At 61.6% G+C, this 15,550-nt stretch carries 15 protein-coding genes; 9 read left to right on the top strand and 6 right to left on the bottom strand.

Annotated elements, in window-relative coordinates:
• Position 1: 1 nt before the first annotated feature.
• The 4 genes from frr to rpsB all read right to left on the bottom strand — a co-directional run bounded on the left by frr (position 2) and on the right by rpsB (position 3,397).
• A complete protein-coding gene (gene frr / locus VCB98_RS00975; RefSeq protein ID WP_346049520.1) occupies positions 2-559 on the bottom strand; it encodes a ribosome recycling factor in 558 nt (185 codons plus the stop codon).
• Complete coding sequence (gene pyrH, locus VCB98_RS00970; RefSeq protein ID WP_346049518.1) at positions 556-1,293, bottom strand: UMP kinase; 738 nt, start codon at positions 1,291-1,293, stop codon at positions 556-558. The genes frr and pyrH overlap by 4 nt, the downstream gene beginning before the upstream one ends.
• Positions 1,294-1,478: 185 nt before the next feature.
• Positions 1,479-2,354: a translation elongation factor Ts gene (tsf, locus tag VCB98_RS00965; RefSeq protein WP_346049516.1), complete on the bottom strand. Its 876-nt coding sequence runs from the start codon at positions 2,352-2,354 to the stop codon at positions 1,479-1,481.
• 53 nt (positions 2,355-2,407) lie between these two features.
• Positions 2,408-3,397 carry a 30S ribosomal protein S2 gene (rpsB, locus tag VCB98_RS00960; RefSeq protein WP_445353985.1) on the bottom strand — a complete coding sequence of 330 codons (990 nt, stop codon included), beginning with the start codon at positions 3,395-3,397 and terminating at the stop codon, positions 2,408-2,410.
• Between the two features lie 349 nt (positions 3,398-3,746).
• Between rpsB and map the strand changes: the two genes are divergently transcribed.
• The 8 genes from map (at position 3,747) to dapE (ending at position 12,697) form a co-directional block, all read left to right on the top strand.
• Positions 3,747-4,517 (top strand): type I methionyl aminopeptidase, encoded by a 771-nt coding sequence (gene map / locus VCB98_RS00955; protein ID WP_346049590.1) that lies wholly within the window; start codon positions 3,747-3,749, stop codon positions 4,515-4,517.
• The gene (glnD, locus tag VCB98_RS00950; protein WP_346049514.1) at positions 4,507-7,194 is read left to right on the top strand and encodes a [protein-PII] uridylyltransferase; all 2,688 of its coding nucleotides are present in this window, start codon (positions 4,507-4,509) and stop codon (positions 7,192-7,194) included. The genes map and glnD overlap by 11 nt, the downstream gene beginning before the upstream one ends.
• A 41-nt stretch (positions 7,195-7,235) precedes the next feature.
• A complete protein-coding gene (gene dapC / locus VCB98_RS00945) occupies positions 7,236-8,438 on the top strand; it encodes a succinyldiaminopimelate transaminase (protein ID WP_346049512.1) in 1,203 nt (400 codons plus the stop codon).
• Positions 8,439-8,569: 131 nt separating this feature from the next.
• Entirely contained in the window at positions 8,570-8,908 is a 339-nt protein-coding gene (locus tag VCB98_RS00940; RefSeq protein ID WP_346049510.1) for a GxxExxY protein, read from the top strand.
• A gap of 516 nt (positions 8,909-9,424) precedes the next feature.
• Positions 9,425-10,249, top strand: coding sequence for a 2,3,4,5-tetrahydropyridine-2,6-dicarboxylate N-succinyltransferase (gene dapD, locus VCB98_RS00935; protein WP_346049508.1), 825 nt, complete (start codon positions 9,425-9,427; stop codon positions 10,247-10,249).
• A complete protein-coding gene (locus tag VCB98_RS00930) occupies positions 10,246-10,593 on the top strand; it encodes a Spx/MgsR family RNA polymerase-binding regulatory protein (protein WP_346049506.1) in 348 nt (115 codons plus the stop codon). Before dapD ends, VCB98_RS00930 begins: the two co-directional genes overlap by 4 nt.
• A gap of 19 nt (positions 10,594-10,612) precedes the next feature.
• Positions 10,613-11,554, top strand: a complete 942-nt coding sequence (locus VCB98_RS00925) for a pirin family protein (RefSeq protein ID WP_346049504.1) — start codon at positions 10,613-10,615, stop codon at positions 11,552-11,554.
• Positions 11,555-11,569: 15 nt separating this feature from the next.
• Complete coding sequence (gene dapE, locus VCB98_RS00920) at positions 11,570-12,697, top strand: succinyl-diaminopimelate desuccinylase (RefSeq protein ID WP_346049502.1); 1,128 nt, start codon at positions 11,570-11,572, stop codon at positions 12,695-12,697.
• 10 nt (positions 12,698-12,707) lie between these two features.
• On the opposite strand, the gene VCB98_RS00915 is transcribed toward dapE, so the two are convergent.
• Positions 12,708-13,160, bottom strand: coding sequence for a YaiI/YqxD family protein (locus VCB98_RS00915; RefSeq protein ID WP_346049588.1), 453 nt, complete (start codon positions 13,158-13,160; stop codon positions 12,708-12,710).
• Between the two features lie 188 nt (positions 13,161-13,348).
• On the opposite strand from VCB98_RS00915, the gene VCB98_RS00910 reads away from it, so the two are divergent.
• The gene (locus VCB98_RS00910) at positions 13,349-14,815 is read left to right on the top strand and encodes an MFS transporter (protein WP_346049500.1); all 1,467 of its coding nucleotides are present in this window, start codon (positions 13,349-13,351) and stop codon (positions 14,813-14,815) included.
• Here VCB98_RS00910 and VCB98_RS00905 read toward each other — a convergent pair.
• Positions 14,812-15,498: a hypothetical protein gene (locus tag VCB98_RS00905; RefSeq protein ID WP_346049498.1), complete on the bottom strand. Its 687-nt coding sequence runs from the start codon at positions 15,496-15,498 to the stop codon at positions 14,812-14,814. The genes VCB98_RS00910 and VCB98_RS00905 overlap by 4 nt on opposite strands.
• Positions 15,499-15,550: the final 52 nt, after the last annotated feature.

Raw genomic sequence — 15,550 nt, 5'->3', positions numbered from 1 at the left:
ATCAGACCTCCAGCAGCTCCTTTTCCTTCTCGGCCACGACGGCGTCCACTTCGCCCACGAACTTGTCGGTCACTTTCTGGATCTCTTCCTGGGCCTTGCGATCGTCATCCTCGGTGATTTCCTTTTCCTTCAGCAGTTCCTTGACGTCACTGAGGATATCCCGACGAATATTGCGAATGGCCACACGGGCATTCTCCGCCTCACCCTTGGCCAGGCGAATCATATCCCGACGCCGTTCTTCGGTCAGGGGCGGCAAGGGAACACGAATGACACTGCCCGCCGTTACCGGCGACAGGCCCAGGTTGGCACTCATGATGGCCTTCTCCACCTTGGGAACCATGTCTTTTTCCCAGGGTGTGACAGCCAGCGTGCGAGCATCTTCAACCGCCACGTTGGCGACCTGATTGATGGGCGTGGGCGCGCCGTAATAGTCCACCTTGATAGGCTCCAGCAGACTGGTATTGGCGCGACCGGTGCGCATGCGGGAAAGCTCCTCGCGCAGGGAGGAGACACTCTTTTTCATCCGCTCGGAAGCGTCTTTCTTAAGGTCTTCAATCATGCTGATTCTCCATTGTCCACCAGCGTGCCGATTTCACTACCGCCACGCAGAATACGCATGAGGTTGCCGGGTTCAAAGACATCAAAGACCCGCACCGGCAAACCGTTATCCCGACACATCACGATCGCCGTGGCGTCCATGACATTGAGCTTGTCTGCAATCACACGATCATAACTCAGATGGGCGTAACGGACTGCCTGGGGATTGGTCTTGGGGTCTGCGTCATAGACACCGTCCACCTTGGTGGCCTTGAGCAGCACATCCGCGCTAACCTCGATGGCCCGCAGACTGGCGGCGGAATCGGTGGTAAAGAAGGGGTTTCCGGTGCCGGCAGCAAAGATCACCACCCTGCCCTTTTCCAGATGGCGAACCGCGCGGCGGCGGATATAGTCTTCGCAGACCTCATTGATTCGAATCGCCGACATCACGCGGGCAAAGACACCCAGACGCTCCAGTGCGTCCTGCATGGCCAGGGCATTCATCACCGTGGCCAGCATGCCCATGTGGTCACCCGTCACCCGGTCCATGCCGGCATCGGCCAGGCCCGCACCACGGAAGATGTTGCCACCGCCGATGACTACGCCCACTTCCACGCCGGCCCGGGACACGTCACGGATCTCCTGGGCCAGGCGGGAGATAACCGCCGGATCGATACCATAATCGCCATCCCCCATGAGGGCCTCACCACTCAGTTTCAGCAGAATGCGGCGGTAACGAATTTCCGGCTCGGACATGCAATTTTCCCCTGGCTGCGTGACGATCTTTAAAGGGCCTTTCACCCACTTGCAACAAACCTCTGATCAGTTCCGACCCGCGCCGGACCCGACCAGAGGTTGCATTGGCTCTCCCTGGGGAGAGCGAGCCGGACCTGGGCCCGACCTGCCCGCCCCGGTGCCATACCGGGGCGGGCCAGGAAGGATCAGGAGCCCTTGGCTTGGGCCATCACTTCCTCGACGAAGTTGTCTTCCTGCTTCTCAATGCCCTCGCCCACTTCAAAGCGGACGAATGCCTTGACGCTGGCATCCTGGGACTTGAGCAGTTTCTCAACCTTGGTGTCCGGATCCTTGACGAAGGGCTGACCCAGCAGGGTGATCTCGCCCAACCACTTGTTCAGGCGGCCAGTGATCATCTTTTCGATGATTTCAGCAGGCTTGCCGGAACCCTCGGCCTGGGCCTTGAGAATGCCCTTCTCGTGCTCGACGGTCTCCGCCGGCACCTCGTCCTTGGAAACGCACATCGGCTTGCTGGCGGCAATGTGCATGGCCAGGTCACGACCCAGCTGCTCGTCACCACCCTGATAGGCCACGACCACGCCGATTTTCATGCCGTGCAGGTACTGGGCGATCTGGCCCTCACCGGCATCAACGATCTGAAAACGGCGCACGCTCATGTTCTCGCCAATCTTGGCAATCAAGGCGCGACGGGCCTCGTCCACGGTTTCACCACTGGCCAGCTTGAGCTGATCCAGGGCGGGGACGTCGGCCGGACTCTCCTTGAGAATCGTTTCAGCCACCTGATCGGCGAACTGACTGAAATCATCGCCACCAGCGACGAAGTCGGTTTCGCAGTTCACTTCCAGGATGACGGCACGGCCACCTTGACTCTTGACCACGATGCGGCCTTCGGCAGCCACTCGGCCGGCCTTCTTGTCGGCCTTGGCCATGCCGGCCTTGCGCATGTGTTCGATAGCGGCTTCCATATCACCGCCGGTCTCGGTCAGCGCCTTCTTGCATTCCATCATGCCGGCGCCGGTGCGCTCCCGCAGCTCCTTAACTTGAGATGCAGAAATACCCATTGTTCCACTCTCCGTATTCTGTTTGCCCTTGTCTTCCAATCAGAATCAACTGATTACTCGGAAGCGGTAGTCGTCTTTTTCTTGGCAGCCTTCTTGGTGGCCTTCTTCTTGGAAGCGGTCTTCTTGGACGCTTTCCTGGTGGCCTTCTTGGCAGCCTTCTTGGCGGTCTTCTTGGACGCAGCCTGGTCGTCGCTCTCGTCCTTGGACTCGCCTTCGTCGGCCTTGGCAGCGGTCTTCTTCGCGGCCTTCTTCTTGGCAGCCTTCTTGGCGGTCTTCTTGGCGGCAGGGGCAGCCTTGGGCTTGCCTTCCTCGTCCAGCTCCACGAACTCGTCGTCGCCGGCAGCCTCGGCCATGCTCGGCACGGAAGCCTTGCCGTCGATCACTGCATCGGCAATGCCACGGGTGTAGAGCTGAATGGCGCGAATGGCGTCGTCGTTGCCGGGGATGACGTAATCCACCTCATCCGGGGCGTTGTTGGTGTCCACCACCGCCACGATGGGAATACCGAGCTTACGGGCTTCCTTGACGGCGATCTTTTCAAAGCCGACATCAATGATGAACAGCACATCAGGCAGGCCGGGCATATCCTTGATGCCACCAAAACCGCGCTCAAGCTTGTCCATCTCCCGGCGCAGCATGGTCACTTCCTTCTTGCCCAGGACGTTGAAGGTGCCGTCTTCTTCCTGCTCCTTAAGATCCTTCAGGCGCTTGATGGAATTGCGCACGGTGTTGAAGTTGGTGAGCATGCCACCCAGCCAGCGATGGCTGACGAAGGGCATGCCACAGCGCTCGGCTTCCTTCTGGATGGTCTCGCGAGCGGCACGCTTGGTGCCCACGAACATGACGCGACCGCCGTCGGCGGCGATCTTGCTCACGTAGTTGATGGCGTCCTGGTAAAGCGGCAGGGTCTTTTCCAGGTTGATGATATGAATCTTGCTTCGCTCACCAAAGATGTAGGGCTTCATCTTCGGGTTCCAGAAGCGGGTCTGATGGCCAAAATGGACACCCGCTTCCAGCATGTCACGCATGGATACGCTGGACATAGTCACTTCTCCGTTTTGTAAGGGTTGAGCCTCCATGTGCCCCATACGACAACCTCGGTGGCCCACCTCCCGGGGGAGACGGAGCCGACCGAGGCACCCAGCCGCATGTGTCGGCACATGTGTGGATTGCTTAATGTGGGCGCGCTTTATACCATAGGCGGGATATCAGCACAACGCGGAAAGGGCCTGTTTGCGCCGCTTCAAGCCCGCCTGGCCGCCCGACCCGGCACCCATGATCCGGGTGCGGGCGCCGGAAAACCGCGTCTGGCGGGCCCTGGCCCGCCTGCTGCCATTCCCGATCGCCCAGACCCGGCGCCGGGCCGCACTACAGACAGAATCACGGAAAACCATGGCCGTCACCATCAAGTCCCCGGAAGAACAAGAGAAAATGCGCGTGGCCGGCCGCCTGGCGGCGGAGGTCCACGAAATGATCGAGGAACACGTTCGCCCCGGCGTTACCACCGAGGAGCTGGACAGGATTTGCCATGACTACATCGTCAATGAGCAGAAGGCGACCCCCGCTCCGCTGGATTATCACGGTTTTCCCAAATCCATCTGCACCTCGCTCAATCACGTGGTCTGTCACGGCATTCCAGGGCCGAAGAAGCTCAAGAAGGGCGACATCGTCAATATTGACATCACCGTGATCAAGGATGGCTTCCACGGCGACACCTCCAAGATGTATTACGTGGGCAAGCCCTCGATCCAGGCTGATCGCATCAGCCGGGTGGCCCGCGAGGCCATGCTGGAGGGTATTCGCCTGGTCCGCCCCGGCACCCGCCTGGGGGATATCGGTTACGCCATCCAGAAATACGCCGAAGGGCACGGGTTTTCCGTGGTCCGGGAGTATTGCGGCCACGGCATCGGCCGGGGCTTTCACGAGGATCCACAGGTCCTGCATTACGGCAAGCCCGACACCGGGCTGGAATTGCAGGAGGGCATGACCTTCACCATCGAGCCCATGATCAATGCCGGCAAGCGCTTTACGCGGCTGCTGCCCGATGGCTGGACGGTGGTGACCAAGGACCACTCCCTTTCCGCCCAGTGGGAGCACACCGTGCTGGTGACCTCGGACGGTGTTGAAGTCCTGACCAAGCGCCGGGAAGAGGATGACCTCTGAAACGCCCAGGCGGCGACGCCCGACCCCGCCGCGTTTCGACAACGCCTGGCTGGCAGAGCTGCTCGCCGGTCGTGACCCCCTGCCCCAGCATCTCCGCGCTGCTCACAAGCATGGCAGTAGCCGCCTGAGCGAGCTGGCGACTGCCGGCGCCTCCGCCGCGGCCCTGGTCGCCGCTCGCAGCCGGATGATGGATACCCTCATCCGAGCCCTCTGGCGGCGCAATCTGGGCCGGACCCGGGGCCTGGTGCTGGCGGCGGTTGGCGGCTACGGCCGCGCCGAACTGCATCCCTGTTCGGACATCGACTTGCTGGTGCTGGCCGAAGAGAAGCTGAATGACCGCCGTGCTGCGGCCCTGGAGCAGTTCTTCACCGAGATCTGGGACATCGGCCCTGATGTGGGCCACAGTGTCAGAACACTGGAAGAATGCCGGCAGGCCGCCCGGGAAGACATCAGCACCGCCACCAATCTGATCGAGGCCCGCCGTCTCGCAGGCTCCAAAAAAACCTTCGAGGCCCTGCAGGAACTGGCATTCTCCGATGAGCTCTGGACCTCCCGCAGCTTCTTTGAGCGCAAACTCGAGGAACAGCGTACCCGGCACGCCAAGTACCACGACACGGCCTACAAGCTCGAACCCAATATCAAGGAAAGCCCCGGCGGTCTCAGGGACATCCAGATGATCGGGTGGGTGGCCAAACGCCACTTCGGTGCCCGCACCCTGGCCGACCTTGCCTCCTATGGTTTTCTCAGCCGCGAGGAACATCGGCGCCTGGTGGAGGGCCAGGGTTTTCTCTGGCGTATCCGCTGGCTACTGCATGAGATGACCGGGCGCCACGAGGACCGGCTGCTGTTCGATCACCAGCTGCGCCTCGCCGAGACCATGGGCTACGAGGACAGCGAGCACAGTCTGGCGGTGGAACAGTCCATGCAGCGCTACTACCGCACGGTGATGGAGCTGAACCGTCTCAATGAAATGCTGCTGCAGCTGTTCAAGGAAGCCATCCTGCTCGAGGGCGATCCCCGCATCCAGCCCATCAACGAGCGTTTCCAGCTCAAGAACGGCTACCTGGATGTAGTGGACCGGGATGTCTTCCGACGCGAACCCGGCGCCCTGCTGGAGCTGTTTCACCTGCTCCAACAACATCCGGAAGCCGAAGGGGTCAGCGCCGGCACCATTCGCCTGGTGCGCCAGCACTGCCATCTGATCAACGAGGATTTCCGCCGCAACCCGGACAACCAGGCCCTGTTCATGGCCATCCTGCGCGAACCACAGGGTGTCACCCACGAGTTCCGCCGCATGAACAGCTACGGGGTGCTGGGCCGTTATATCCCGGAGTTCGGGAAGATCGTCGGCCGGATGCAGTTCGACCTCTTTCATACCTACACCGTGGACGAGCACACCCTGTTCGTGCTGAGCAATCTGCGCCGCTTCGCCCTGTCCCGCTTTGATCACGAATTCCCCGACTGCAGCCGGGTCATGCGCGGTCTGCCGAAACCGGAACTGGCCTATCTGGCAGGCCTGTTTCACGATATCGCCAAGGGCCGCGGCGGGGATCACTCCGAACTGGGTGCCAGCGATGCCCTGCGGTTCTGCAAACGCCACGGCCTGAGCGAATACGATGCCCGACTGGTGTCCTGGCTCGTCCGGCAACACCTGCTGCTCTCGCTCACCGCCCAGAAGAAAGACATCAGCGACCCCAGAGTCATCCACGAGTTTGCCGAGAAAGTCGGCGATCAACTGCATCTGGACTATCTCTACATCCTCACCGTGGCCGATGTGCGCGCCACCAATCCGGAGCTCTGGAATTCCTGGAAAGCCAGCCTGTTCAGCGAGCTCTACCAGAACACCAGCCGCGCCCTGCGCCGTGGCTTGGTCAATCCGGTGGCCCGCGAAGAGCTGATCAACGAAACCAAGCGCGAAACCCTGGAGCAGCTGGATTCGGCCGGCATCAACACCGAGGCGGTCAGGGGAATCTGGTCCGCCCTGCCGGGAGATTATTTCCTCCGCCATTCGCCCTCGGAAATCCAGTGGCATACCCGCGCCCTGCTGGAACATGGTGACTCCGGCAAGCCGCTGGTGCAGGTACGGCGGGAGACCGAGCGCGGCGGCACCGCCGTTTTCGTCTGCTCCCCACGGGACGATCTGGCCTTCGCCCGCAGTACCGCCGCCCTTGAGCAGCTGGGCCTGACCGTGCTCGATGCCCGCATCGTATCCACGCGGGATGAACGCACCCTCTACACCTGGGTGGTGCTGGAAGCCGACGGCGAAGAGATCGAATCCGCCGAACGCGGCCGGGAGATTCTCAGGGTGATGGAACAGGAAGCCGGCCGCCTGGGCGGCGACCCACGGGATATTCGTCGGCGCATGCCACGTCAGCACCGCATGTTTTCCACCCCCACCCGCATCAGTTTCGCCGACGACGAACGCAACGACCGCACCATTCTGGAGATCACCACCGGCGACCGCCCGGGCCTGCTGACCCGCATTGCCGGCGCCCTGCTGGATGCCCGGGTGCGGCTTCAGAATGCCAAGGTGGCCACGGTGGGGGAAAAGGCGGAAGACATCTTTTTCATTACCGAAACCGATGACAGCCCCCTGGACAGCGAAGCCCGACGCCAGGAACTGGAACAGGCACTGAAACGGCAACTTGAAGACGGCGCTGACTCGACCTCGCTCTAATTTCACTCAAGTCACTACGATCGAGAACTAAAAGGGAGCCCATGAACCCCGATCTGGACAAACTGCACCCCTACCCCTTTGAACGCCTGGCGACCCTGAAGGCCGGCATTGAACCCCCGAAGGGGCTTTCCCATATTGCCCTGTCAATCGGCGAGCCCAAGCACGAACCACCGGCCTTTGTGATCGAGGCCTTGAAGGATCACCTGGATGGCCTGGCCTCCTATCCCATGGCACCCGGCATCCCCGAGCTGCGGGCCGCCATCGCCCGCTGGCTGTGCCGGCGTTTTGGGCTGCCGGAACAGCGCCTGGATATCGAACGTCACATCTTACCCCTTACCGGTACCCGAGAGGGCCTGTTTGCCCTGACCCAGGCAGTGGTGGAAGACAAGCCGGGTGCCGCCGTGATGATGCCCAACCCCTTCTATCAGATCTATGAGGGGGCGGCCCTGCTTGCCGGTGCCGAGCCCATCTATCTCAACACCACGGCCGAGAACGATTACCTGCCGGACCTGGATGCCGTGTCCCCCGAAGACTGGGACCGCTGCCAATTGCTGTTCCTGTGCTCGCCCGGCAACCCCACCGGCAAGGTCATGAGCCCCGAGTATCTCAAGCACGCCACTGCACTGGCCGACCGCCACGATTTCGTGATCGTCGCCGACGAGTGTTACTCGGAAATCTACCTGGGTGACACCCCGCCGCCGGGACTGCTGGAAGTCTGCGAACAGACCGGCCGCCATGACTTCAAGCGCTGTCTGGTCATGCACAGCCTGTCCAAGCGTTCCAATGTGCCCGGCCTGCGCTCGGGCTTCGTGGCTGGTGATGCGGACATCATCAAGCCCTTCCGTCTTTACCGCACTTACCACGGCTGCGCCATGCCCCTGCCGGCTCAACAGGCCAGCATCCCGGCCTGGGATGACGATGCCCACGTGGAACAGAACCGTGCCGCCTACCGGGCCAAGTTCGATGCGGTGTTGCCCATCCTTGAGCCGGTGCTGTCCTGCAGTCGCCCCGAAGGCGGCTTCTATCTCTGGGTCCAGGTTCCCGGTGGTGATGACGAAGCCTTTGCCCGGGATCTCTTCGCCGAGCAACACATCACTGCCCTGCCCGGTACCTACCTCTCCCGCGACACCGCCCAGGGCAACCCCGGCAAGGGCCACCTGCGCATTTCCCTGGTCGCCACCGTGGAGGAATGCACCGACGCTGCCCATCGCATCCGCCGCCTGCTGGAAACAAAAGGAAGCTGAGCTGATCGAATTGCGCCTACAGCCCGGATGGCGAGTCACTGATTGATTGGGGCTGCAGGCTTCATTCAGACTGATTTTTTTACACAGAGGTCACAGAGAATCCGCAGAGGGCCACAGAGGATATTGGAGGTATGAGCATGGAGGCTCATTCAGTACTGGATAATGCACTAACGAGGCGCGTAATTGGATGCGCAATCGAGGTGCATCGTGTGCTCGGGCCAGGCTTGCTTGAGAGTGCTTACGAACAGGCACTCGCTTACGAGCTTTCGCGCGCCGAACTGAATTTTTTTCGCCAGATACAATTACCTGTGGACTACAAGGGTACAGCACTTGAATCCGGATACCGGATTGACCTGCTTGTAGAAAACAAACTGATTTTGGAGCTCAAGAGCGTCGAAAAACTGATGCCTGTGCATACTGCACAGGTGCTCAGTTACCTGAGATTATCAGGCCACCCCTATGGATATTGATTAACTTCAATGTCCCGCGACTCCTAGATGGCGTCAAAAGACTGATAAAATAGAACACCTCTGTGTTCCTCTGCGGATTCTCTGCGTTCTCTGTGTCTAAGGAACCTCTGATCAATTCATTCGCGCCCGCAGCCAACGGGATTTTTCCTCTCGCGAGGCGCGACGAGCGTAGTGTAGCCGCTGTGCTACATGAGCGAGGAGCACAAATGCGTCGGGAACGTATTTGGACTCGCGCTCTGCGCGAGGCCCCGACCGAAGGGAGGGGTGAGGCTCAGGGATGAGCCGAACAACGAAGACGAGAGGGAAAATCCCTCTGGCCCACAAGGGGTTGGCGCTGAGAGCGCCTGCTTCTGCGTTGCATTGCTTGCCCGTAGCGCAGAGGCTACTGTGCTGCGCAATGCGCCTTGAATCAGACGCTCTCAGCGCCAACTGCGGGCGCGAATGAATTAATCAGAGGTTCCCTATAACGCCAAAACCCAGCACCGAACTACCAGCAAACAGAACAGGATCCAAATCATGGCAGAACTGAAGTCAATCATTGAACAAGCCTTCGAGAAGCGTGCCGAAATCGGCCCGGGAAAGGAGGACCGGGATGTGATCGAGGCAGTGGATCAGGCGCTTGGCATGCTGGACTCGGGCGAGGCCCGGGTGGCGGAAAAGCAGGATGGTCAGTGGGTGGTCAATGAATGGCTGAAAAAGGCCGTGCTCATTTCCTTTCGTCTGCGTGACAACAGGGTGATCGACGGCGGCTATACCCGTTTCTTCGACAAGGTACCGCTCAAGCATGCCGACTATGAGGAAGCTGACTTTAGACGCGACGGTGTGCGGGTGGTACCGCCGGCGACGGTACGCGCCGGGGCTCATGTGGCCAAGGGTGCCGTGCTCATGCCCTCCTATATCAATATCGGCGCCTGGGTGGGTTCCGGGACCATGGTGGATACCTGGGCGACGGTCGGGTCCTGCGCCCAGATTGGCAAAAATGTGCACCTGTCCGGGGGCGTGGGAATCGGGGGCGTGCTCGAACCCTTGCAGGCCACGCCTACCATTATCGAGGACAACTGCTTCATCGGTGCCCGCTCGGAAGTGGTTGAAGGGGTGATCGTCGAAGAGGGCTCGGTGATCAGCATGGGGGTGTATCTTGGCCAGAGCACGCGCATCTATGATCGGGAAAGCGGCGAGATCCTTCGTGGCCGTGTGCCGGCCGGGTCGGTGGTGGTGCCCGGCACCCTGCCCGCAAAGGACGGCAGCCACAGCCTGTATGCCGCCATCATCGTCAAGCGCGTGGATGCCGCCACCCGTGCCAAGGTGGGCATCAATGAACTGCTCAGGAGCGCTGAATGAGCATCACCCTCTACGGCATTCACAACTGCGATACCTGCCGCAAGGCGCGCCGCTGGCTGGACGAGCAGGGCATCAACCACGGCTGGCATGATCTGCGCAAGGACGGCCTGGATGATGCCATGGTCAATCGCTGGCTGGATGAAATCGGCAGTGACAAGCTGATCAACCGTCGCGGTCCGAGTTGGCGCAAGCTGACTGACAAAGACAAGGACCGGGCCAACGAGGGTGACGCGGCCGTCTTTGTCGCCAACCCCACCATCATCAAACGCCCGGTGCTGAACCAGAACGGCACTCTCCGGGTTGGCTTTCAGGCCGATGACTGGACAACACTGTTCAAACGCTGAAACGGCACAGGAGCCTGCCATGACAACGGCCGAGGGTGATCGCGACTGCATTGACCTGGACTGCGCGAACAAGGAACAGCAGCCAACGATACAGCGCCTGCAAGCCCGTCATTCCGATGTGGGCGGCATTCCGGTCGCGCGCAGCCTGCCCACTCGGGGCCGTCGCCTGATCGGCCACTGGTGCTTTCTGGACCATGCCGGCCCGGCCCGCTTCGCCCCGGACAGCGACGGCATGCAGGTTGGGCCCCATCCCCACACCTGTCTGCAAACCTTCACCTGGATGATCAAGGGCAAGCTGCTGCACCGGGACAGTCTGGGCTACGAGCAGATCATCCGCCCGGGCCAGGTCAATCTCATGACCGCCGGCGCTGGCATCAGCCACACCGAGGCCTCACTGCCCGGTGAGAGTGATCTTCACGCCGCCCAGTTGTGGATCGCCCTGCCCCATGAAGATCGTCACACAGCGCCCCGCTTTGACCATTATCCCGAACTGCCCCGTTTCGAGCAGGACGGTTTTCAGGCCACCCTGCTCATGGGGGAACAGGGAGAACACCGTGCCCCCACCCTCAGTTTCTCCCCCTTGTTGGGCATGGACCTGGCCTGGCCCGAAGCTGCTCGCACGCAGTTCTCCCTCCGCCCGGATTTCGAATACGGCATCCTGCCGCTGGAGGGCGGGATTGATATCGAGGGTGAACATTTCGCCGAGAATGAGCTGGCCTATCTGGGCCTGGGACGCGACCGGGTGGCCATCGCCAGTGAGCAGGCAGGCCGGGCCCTGCTCATCGGCGGTGAACCCATGCCAGGCCGCATCCACATGTGGTGGAACTTCGTCGGTCACAGCCGCGAAGAAATCGAAGAGGCCCAGAAGGACTGGGAGGCCGGTGCCGAACGGTTCGGCCACATCCCCCGGCCCAACCGGCCACGCCTCGAGGCCCCGCCCATTCCCTGGAAACAACCGTAAGGACGAACAACCCTCATGAACCAGGTCAACGAGCTTGCCAAGGCACTCATCCGCCGCCGCTCCATCACCCCCGAAGACGCCGGTTGCCAGGCGCTGATTGCAGAACGCCTCGAGGCCCTCGGTTTCCGTTGCGAAGCGCTTCGCTTTGGCGAGGTGGACAACCTCTGGGCCGTGCGGGGTGAGAAAAGTCCCCTGTTCTGCTTCGCCGGGCATACCGATGTGGTGCCAACCGGCCCGGAAGACAGCTGGACTCATCCGCCCTTCGAGGCGGTGGAGAGTGACGGCTGGCTCTGGGGCCGGGGCGCGGCGGACATGAAGGGAGGGCTGGCGGCCATGATCTGCGCCGTGGAAGACTTTCTCAGCCAACACCCCGACCCCGGTCTGCGCCTGGCCTTTCTGATCACCAGCGACGAGGAAGGCCCGGCCCAGGAAGGCACCAAAAAGGTCATGGAAACACTCAAGGATCGAGGCGTCCGTATCGACTACTGCGTGGTGGGCGAGCCTTCCAGCCGGGAACGGGTCGGTGATGTGGTCCGCCATGGCCGACGGGGTTCACTGTCCGGCCAGGTAACGGTCAGCGGCATCCAGGGTCATGTGGCCTACCCCCAGAACGCTGACAACCCCATCCCCCGTCTGGCGGCCGCGCTGAGCGAACTCAGTCAGCGACAATGGGATGAAGGCGACGCCGACTTTCCGCCCACCAGCTTCCAGATCTCCAATTTCAATGCCGGCACCGGCGCCAACAATGTCATTCCCGCCACTGCCGAGGCCTGGTTCAACTTCCGCTACAGCCCCCGGCAGACACCCGAGGGACTGCAGCAGATGGTAAACGAGGTACTGGAACGCCACGCGCCGCGACATGAGTGCTTCTGGCGGGACTCGGGCCGTCCCTTCATCACCCGGGGCGGACCACTGGTGGAAGCGGTCCGGGATGCGGTCCGCGATCAGGCGGGTCTGGAACCCGAGTTCTCCACCTCCGGCGGTACCTCGGATGGCCGCTTCATCGCCCCCACCGGGACCCAACTGGTGGAACTGGGCCCCACCAATGCCACCATTCATGCGGTGGATGAACGAATTCGGGTCGATGAGCTGGATCAGTTGGCGGGGATTTACCGGGATATCCTGGAGCGCATGGCGAGTTGAGGACCGGCCGTCACGCCCCTTTGTGCTGCGCCAGAATACGGTCCAGGTGGCCGGCGAAGGCCTTGCGATCAGCCTGACTGAGGGCCGGTGGCCCACCGGTGTCCACACCACTTGAGCGCATGGTGTCGAGAAAGTCCCGCATGTTGAGCCGGGCGCGGATATTGGCCGTGGTATAGAGCTCTCCCCGCGGGCTGAGCGCCACCGCGCCCTCGTCGATGACCTCCGCCGCCAGGGGAATATCCGCCGTGACCACCAGATCTCCGGCCGACACCTGCCGGACAATCTCGTCATCGGCGACATCGAAGCCCGAGCTGACCTGGCGCATGCGAATAAAACGGGATTTCGGCACCCGCACGGGCTGATTGGCCACCAGCGTTACCATCACCTGTGCCCGCTCCGCGGCCCGAAAGAGAATCTCCTTGATCACACCGGGGCAGGCGTCGGCATCCACCCATATATTCATTGTCATTGCGACTCCCTCATGAGGCTGCATCATTGCGCAGTTCCGTATTGCATCGCAAATGACTGTGCCGGCTTTCACCAGCCGGGGCGGCCTGATACAGTTTCCGCTCAGGACGAATGCCATCCCTCGGGACACTCGTCACGCTTGATGGGACCCCCAGGTCCCCACCCCTTTAAGCTGGATTCATTATGAGCGTTGATCCACAGACTCGCGACTCGGGCGTGAGCCGGAGTAGCGGACAGGTGCTGCTGGCGATCATGGCGCTGGCGGTATTTGTCAGCGTGCTCAACAACAGCATGATCAACGTCGCCATCCCGCGTATCCGGGCCGATCTGGCGGTCTCGGCCAGCGCGGCCGGATGGATCATCACCGCCTATGCCCTGGTCTTTGCCGTGGGTACGGCACTCTACGGGCGAATCTCGGATTTCATCAGTCTGCGCAAGACCTTTCTGGTGGCCCTGCTGGTATTCGCCGCGGGCTCGCTGATGGGCGCCCTGGCGCCGAGTTTTGCCTGGCTGGTGGCCGGGCGGGTGATGCAGGCAGCCGGCGCGGCCGCCATACCGGCCCTGGCTCTGGGCTCCGTCACCCGCCTCTTCCCCCCCGGCGAGCGTGGCCAGGCCTTCGGTACAGTCATCTCCAGTGTGGGCATCGGTGCGGCCACCGGGCCCATCGTGGGCGGCGTGGTCGTCAGCCTGGGCGGCTGGCCCTGGCTGTTTCTCGGCACCCTCATGCTCTTGATCCTCCTGGCCACCGCCACCTGGCTGCGGATGCCGGACACCGCAGCGGCTGACCGGGCAAAGGGTGGATTACGGCATTTCGGCCTGATGGGCGCCTTGCTGATTTCGCTCAGCGCCGCCGCGCTTTTCCTTGCCGTCACCGGCTTGCAGCAGGCCGGGCCCGACTCTCCCCGAACCTGGGGCCCGCTGATCGTGGCAATCGCGGCCGCGCTCGGCTTCGCCATTCATATCCGTCATTCGGCCACCCCCTTCGCCCCACCGGCGCTGTTCCGTAACCGGACCTATCTCTCGGCCTGCGGGGTGGCCGTTTTCGCTCAGGCGGCCTTTCTGGGCGGCGGCCTGTTCCTGATCCCCCTGCTCATGATCGAGCAGCACGAACTGAGTCCCCTGGGGGCGGGCATGGTGCTAGCCCCCAGTGCCCTGGCCATCTTCCTGTTCTCAAGAATGGCCGGGCGACTGTCCGACCGTATCGGCCCGAGGCGGGTACTGCAGGGGAGTCTGGCTCTGGTGTTGATGGGGCTGCTTTTCCTCTCCATCCAGACCGACAGCCCCCCACCGGTCATCGCCTTTGGCTTGCTGGTCATGGGGATTGGCTATGCCGGCGTCATGTCCCCCAATGCCAATGCAGCCTCCTTTGCCCTGACCCGGGAAATCGCCGGCATCGGCTCGGGCATCTATCAGCTCTTCTTTTTCATGGGGGCGGGTCTGGGCGCTTCCACAGTGGGTGCCTTCCTGTCCCACCGGCAGGAGGTCGCCACCGCCGCCCTGAACCCACTGTACACCGCGGCGGCCAGTGCCATCCCCTATTCCGATACTTTCTTGCTGGCCGCCGCCTCCACGGTGATCGCCCTGCTCTTCACGCTGGGCATCGGTGCCAGGCCCAGGAAGGAAACCGGGACACCCGATATAGAGCGCTAATCGAGCAGTTTCATGTGCGCTTTCACATCAAGCGCCTCAAAACTCCCGATTTCGCCGAGTCTGATTGGCTGGGGGAGCGCGAACTCTTTCCAGGTCTCTTCGAATTCCTCGTCTCCGCCCTCGGCATCGTGATTGATGTTTTCCCTGATCAACATTCTTTTGGTCAGCAGATTGATGCTGACGGAGCGCTCCACAACCGGTCCCCGTTGCTGCGTGCTGTCGTAGCCAATCAGTTCAAAGTCGTCCCCCTGATAGCGGAAATTGTAGGTCCAATGACCGTATCGGCCGTGACGGAAATGAATATACAGATTACCACGGTCGATACTGACATCCGGCTCCGGCGCGAAATAGACCCCACCTTCCTCACTATCGGAAGCAAGGCAGTCGAGGTTCGAGAGCACATGGCGATATCCGTCCTCCTCATTGAAGACGACAAGCAGTCCATCGCTCTCACCAGTGCCCGTCCGGCCTTGATCCTTACCCCCGGATTCGCCCTCGTCGTTCCGGCTGACAAGAAAGACCCAGTCGTCTCGTTGGTTCTGATTCAGATCGCCCTGCACTGCCCCAACCACATGGTAATCGCCCGGGACAAAATCCCGGGCAGTCGCAGTCTGCTCCGGCAATACTTCAGCAAAGGTGCTCCCTGCAAACATCAGGGCCGCCCCGGTCATCATCTTTCTCATTTCTGATCCCACTTTTGTTCAAATGCTAAACAGTAATGCAGACGCCCGGCTT

Source organism: Natronospira elongata (assembly GCF_034931365.1).
Lineage (GTDB): Bacteria > Pseudomonadota > Gammaproteobacteria > Natronospirales > Natronospiraceae > Natronospira > Natronospira elongata.
Note: the sequence above shows the minus strand (reverse complement) of the source record. Positions and strands in the feature narration are given on the sequence as shown.

What these genes read in the sequence shown, in the direction of transcription:
- frr (WP_346049520.1), bottom strand. Translation starts at nt 559, where the DNA reads ATGATTGAAGACCTTAAGAAAGACGCTTCCGAGCGGATGAAAAAGAGT.
- pyrH (WP_346049518.1), bottom strand. Translation starts at nt 1,293, where the DNA reads ATGTCCGAGCCGGAAATTCGTTACCGCCGCATTCTGCTGAAACTGAGT.
- tsf (WP_346049516.1), bottom strand. Translation starts at nt 2,354, where the DNA reads ATGGGTATTTCTGCATCTCAAGTTAAGGAGCTGCGGGAGCGCACCGGC.
- rpsB (WP_445353985.1), bottom strand. Translation starts at nt 3,397, where the DNA reads ATGTCCAGCGTATCCATGCGTGACATGCTGGAAGCGGGTGTCCATTTT.
- map (WP_346049590.1), top strand. Translation starts at nt 3,747, where the DNA reads ATGGCCGTCACCATCAAGTCCCCGGAAGAACAAGAGAAAATGCGCGTG.
- glnD (WP_346049514.1), top strand. Translation starts at nt 4,507, where the DNA reads ATGACCTCTGAAACGCCCAGGCGGCGACGCCCGACCCCGCCGCGTTTC.
- dapC (WP_346049512.1), top strand. Translation starts at nt 7,236, where the DNA reads ATGAACCCCGATCTGGACAAACTGCACCCCTACCCCTTTGAACGCCTG.
- VCB98_RS00940 (WP_346049510.1), top strand. Translation starts at nt 8,570, where the DNA reads ATGAGCATGGAGGCTCATTCAGTACTGGATAATGCACTAACGAGGCGC.
- dapD (WP_346049508.1), top strand. Translation starts at nt 9,425, where the DNA reads ATGGCAGAACTGAAGTCAATCATTGAACAAGCCTTCGAGAAGCGTGCC.
- VCB98_RS00930 (WP_346049506.1), top strand. Translation starts at nt 10,246, where the DNA reads ATGAGCATCACCCTCTACGGCATTCACAACTGCGATACCTGCCGCAAG.
- VCB98_RS00925 (WP_346049504.1), top strand. Translation starts at nt 10,613, where the DNA reads ATGACAACGGCCGAGGGTGATCGCGACTGCATTGACCTGGACTGCGCG.
- dapE (WP_346049502.1), top strand. Translation starts at nt 11,570, where the DNA reads ATGAACCAGGTCAACGAGCTTGCCAAGGCACTCATCCGCCGCCGCTCC.
- VCB98_RS00915 (WP_346049588.1), bottom strand. Translation starts at nt 13,160, where the DNA reads ATGAATATATGGGTGGATGCCGACGCCTGCCCCGGTGTGATCAAGGAG.
- VCB98_RS00910 (WP_346049500.1), top strand. Translation starts at nt 13,349, where the DNA reads ATGAGCGTTGATCCACAGACTCGCGACTCGGGCGTGAGCCGGAGTAGC.
- VCB98_RS00905 (WP_346049498.1), bottom strand. Translation starts at nt 15,498, where the DNA reads ATGAGAAAGATGATGACCGGGGCGGCCCTGATGTTTGCAGGGAGCACC.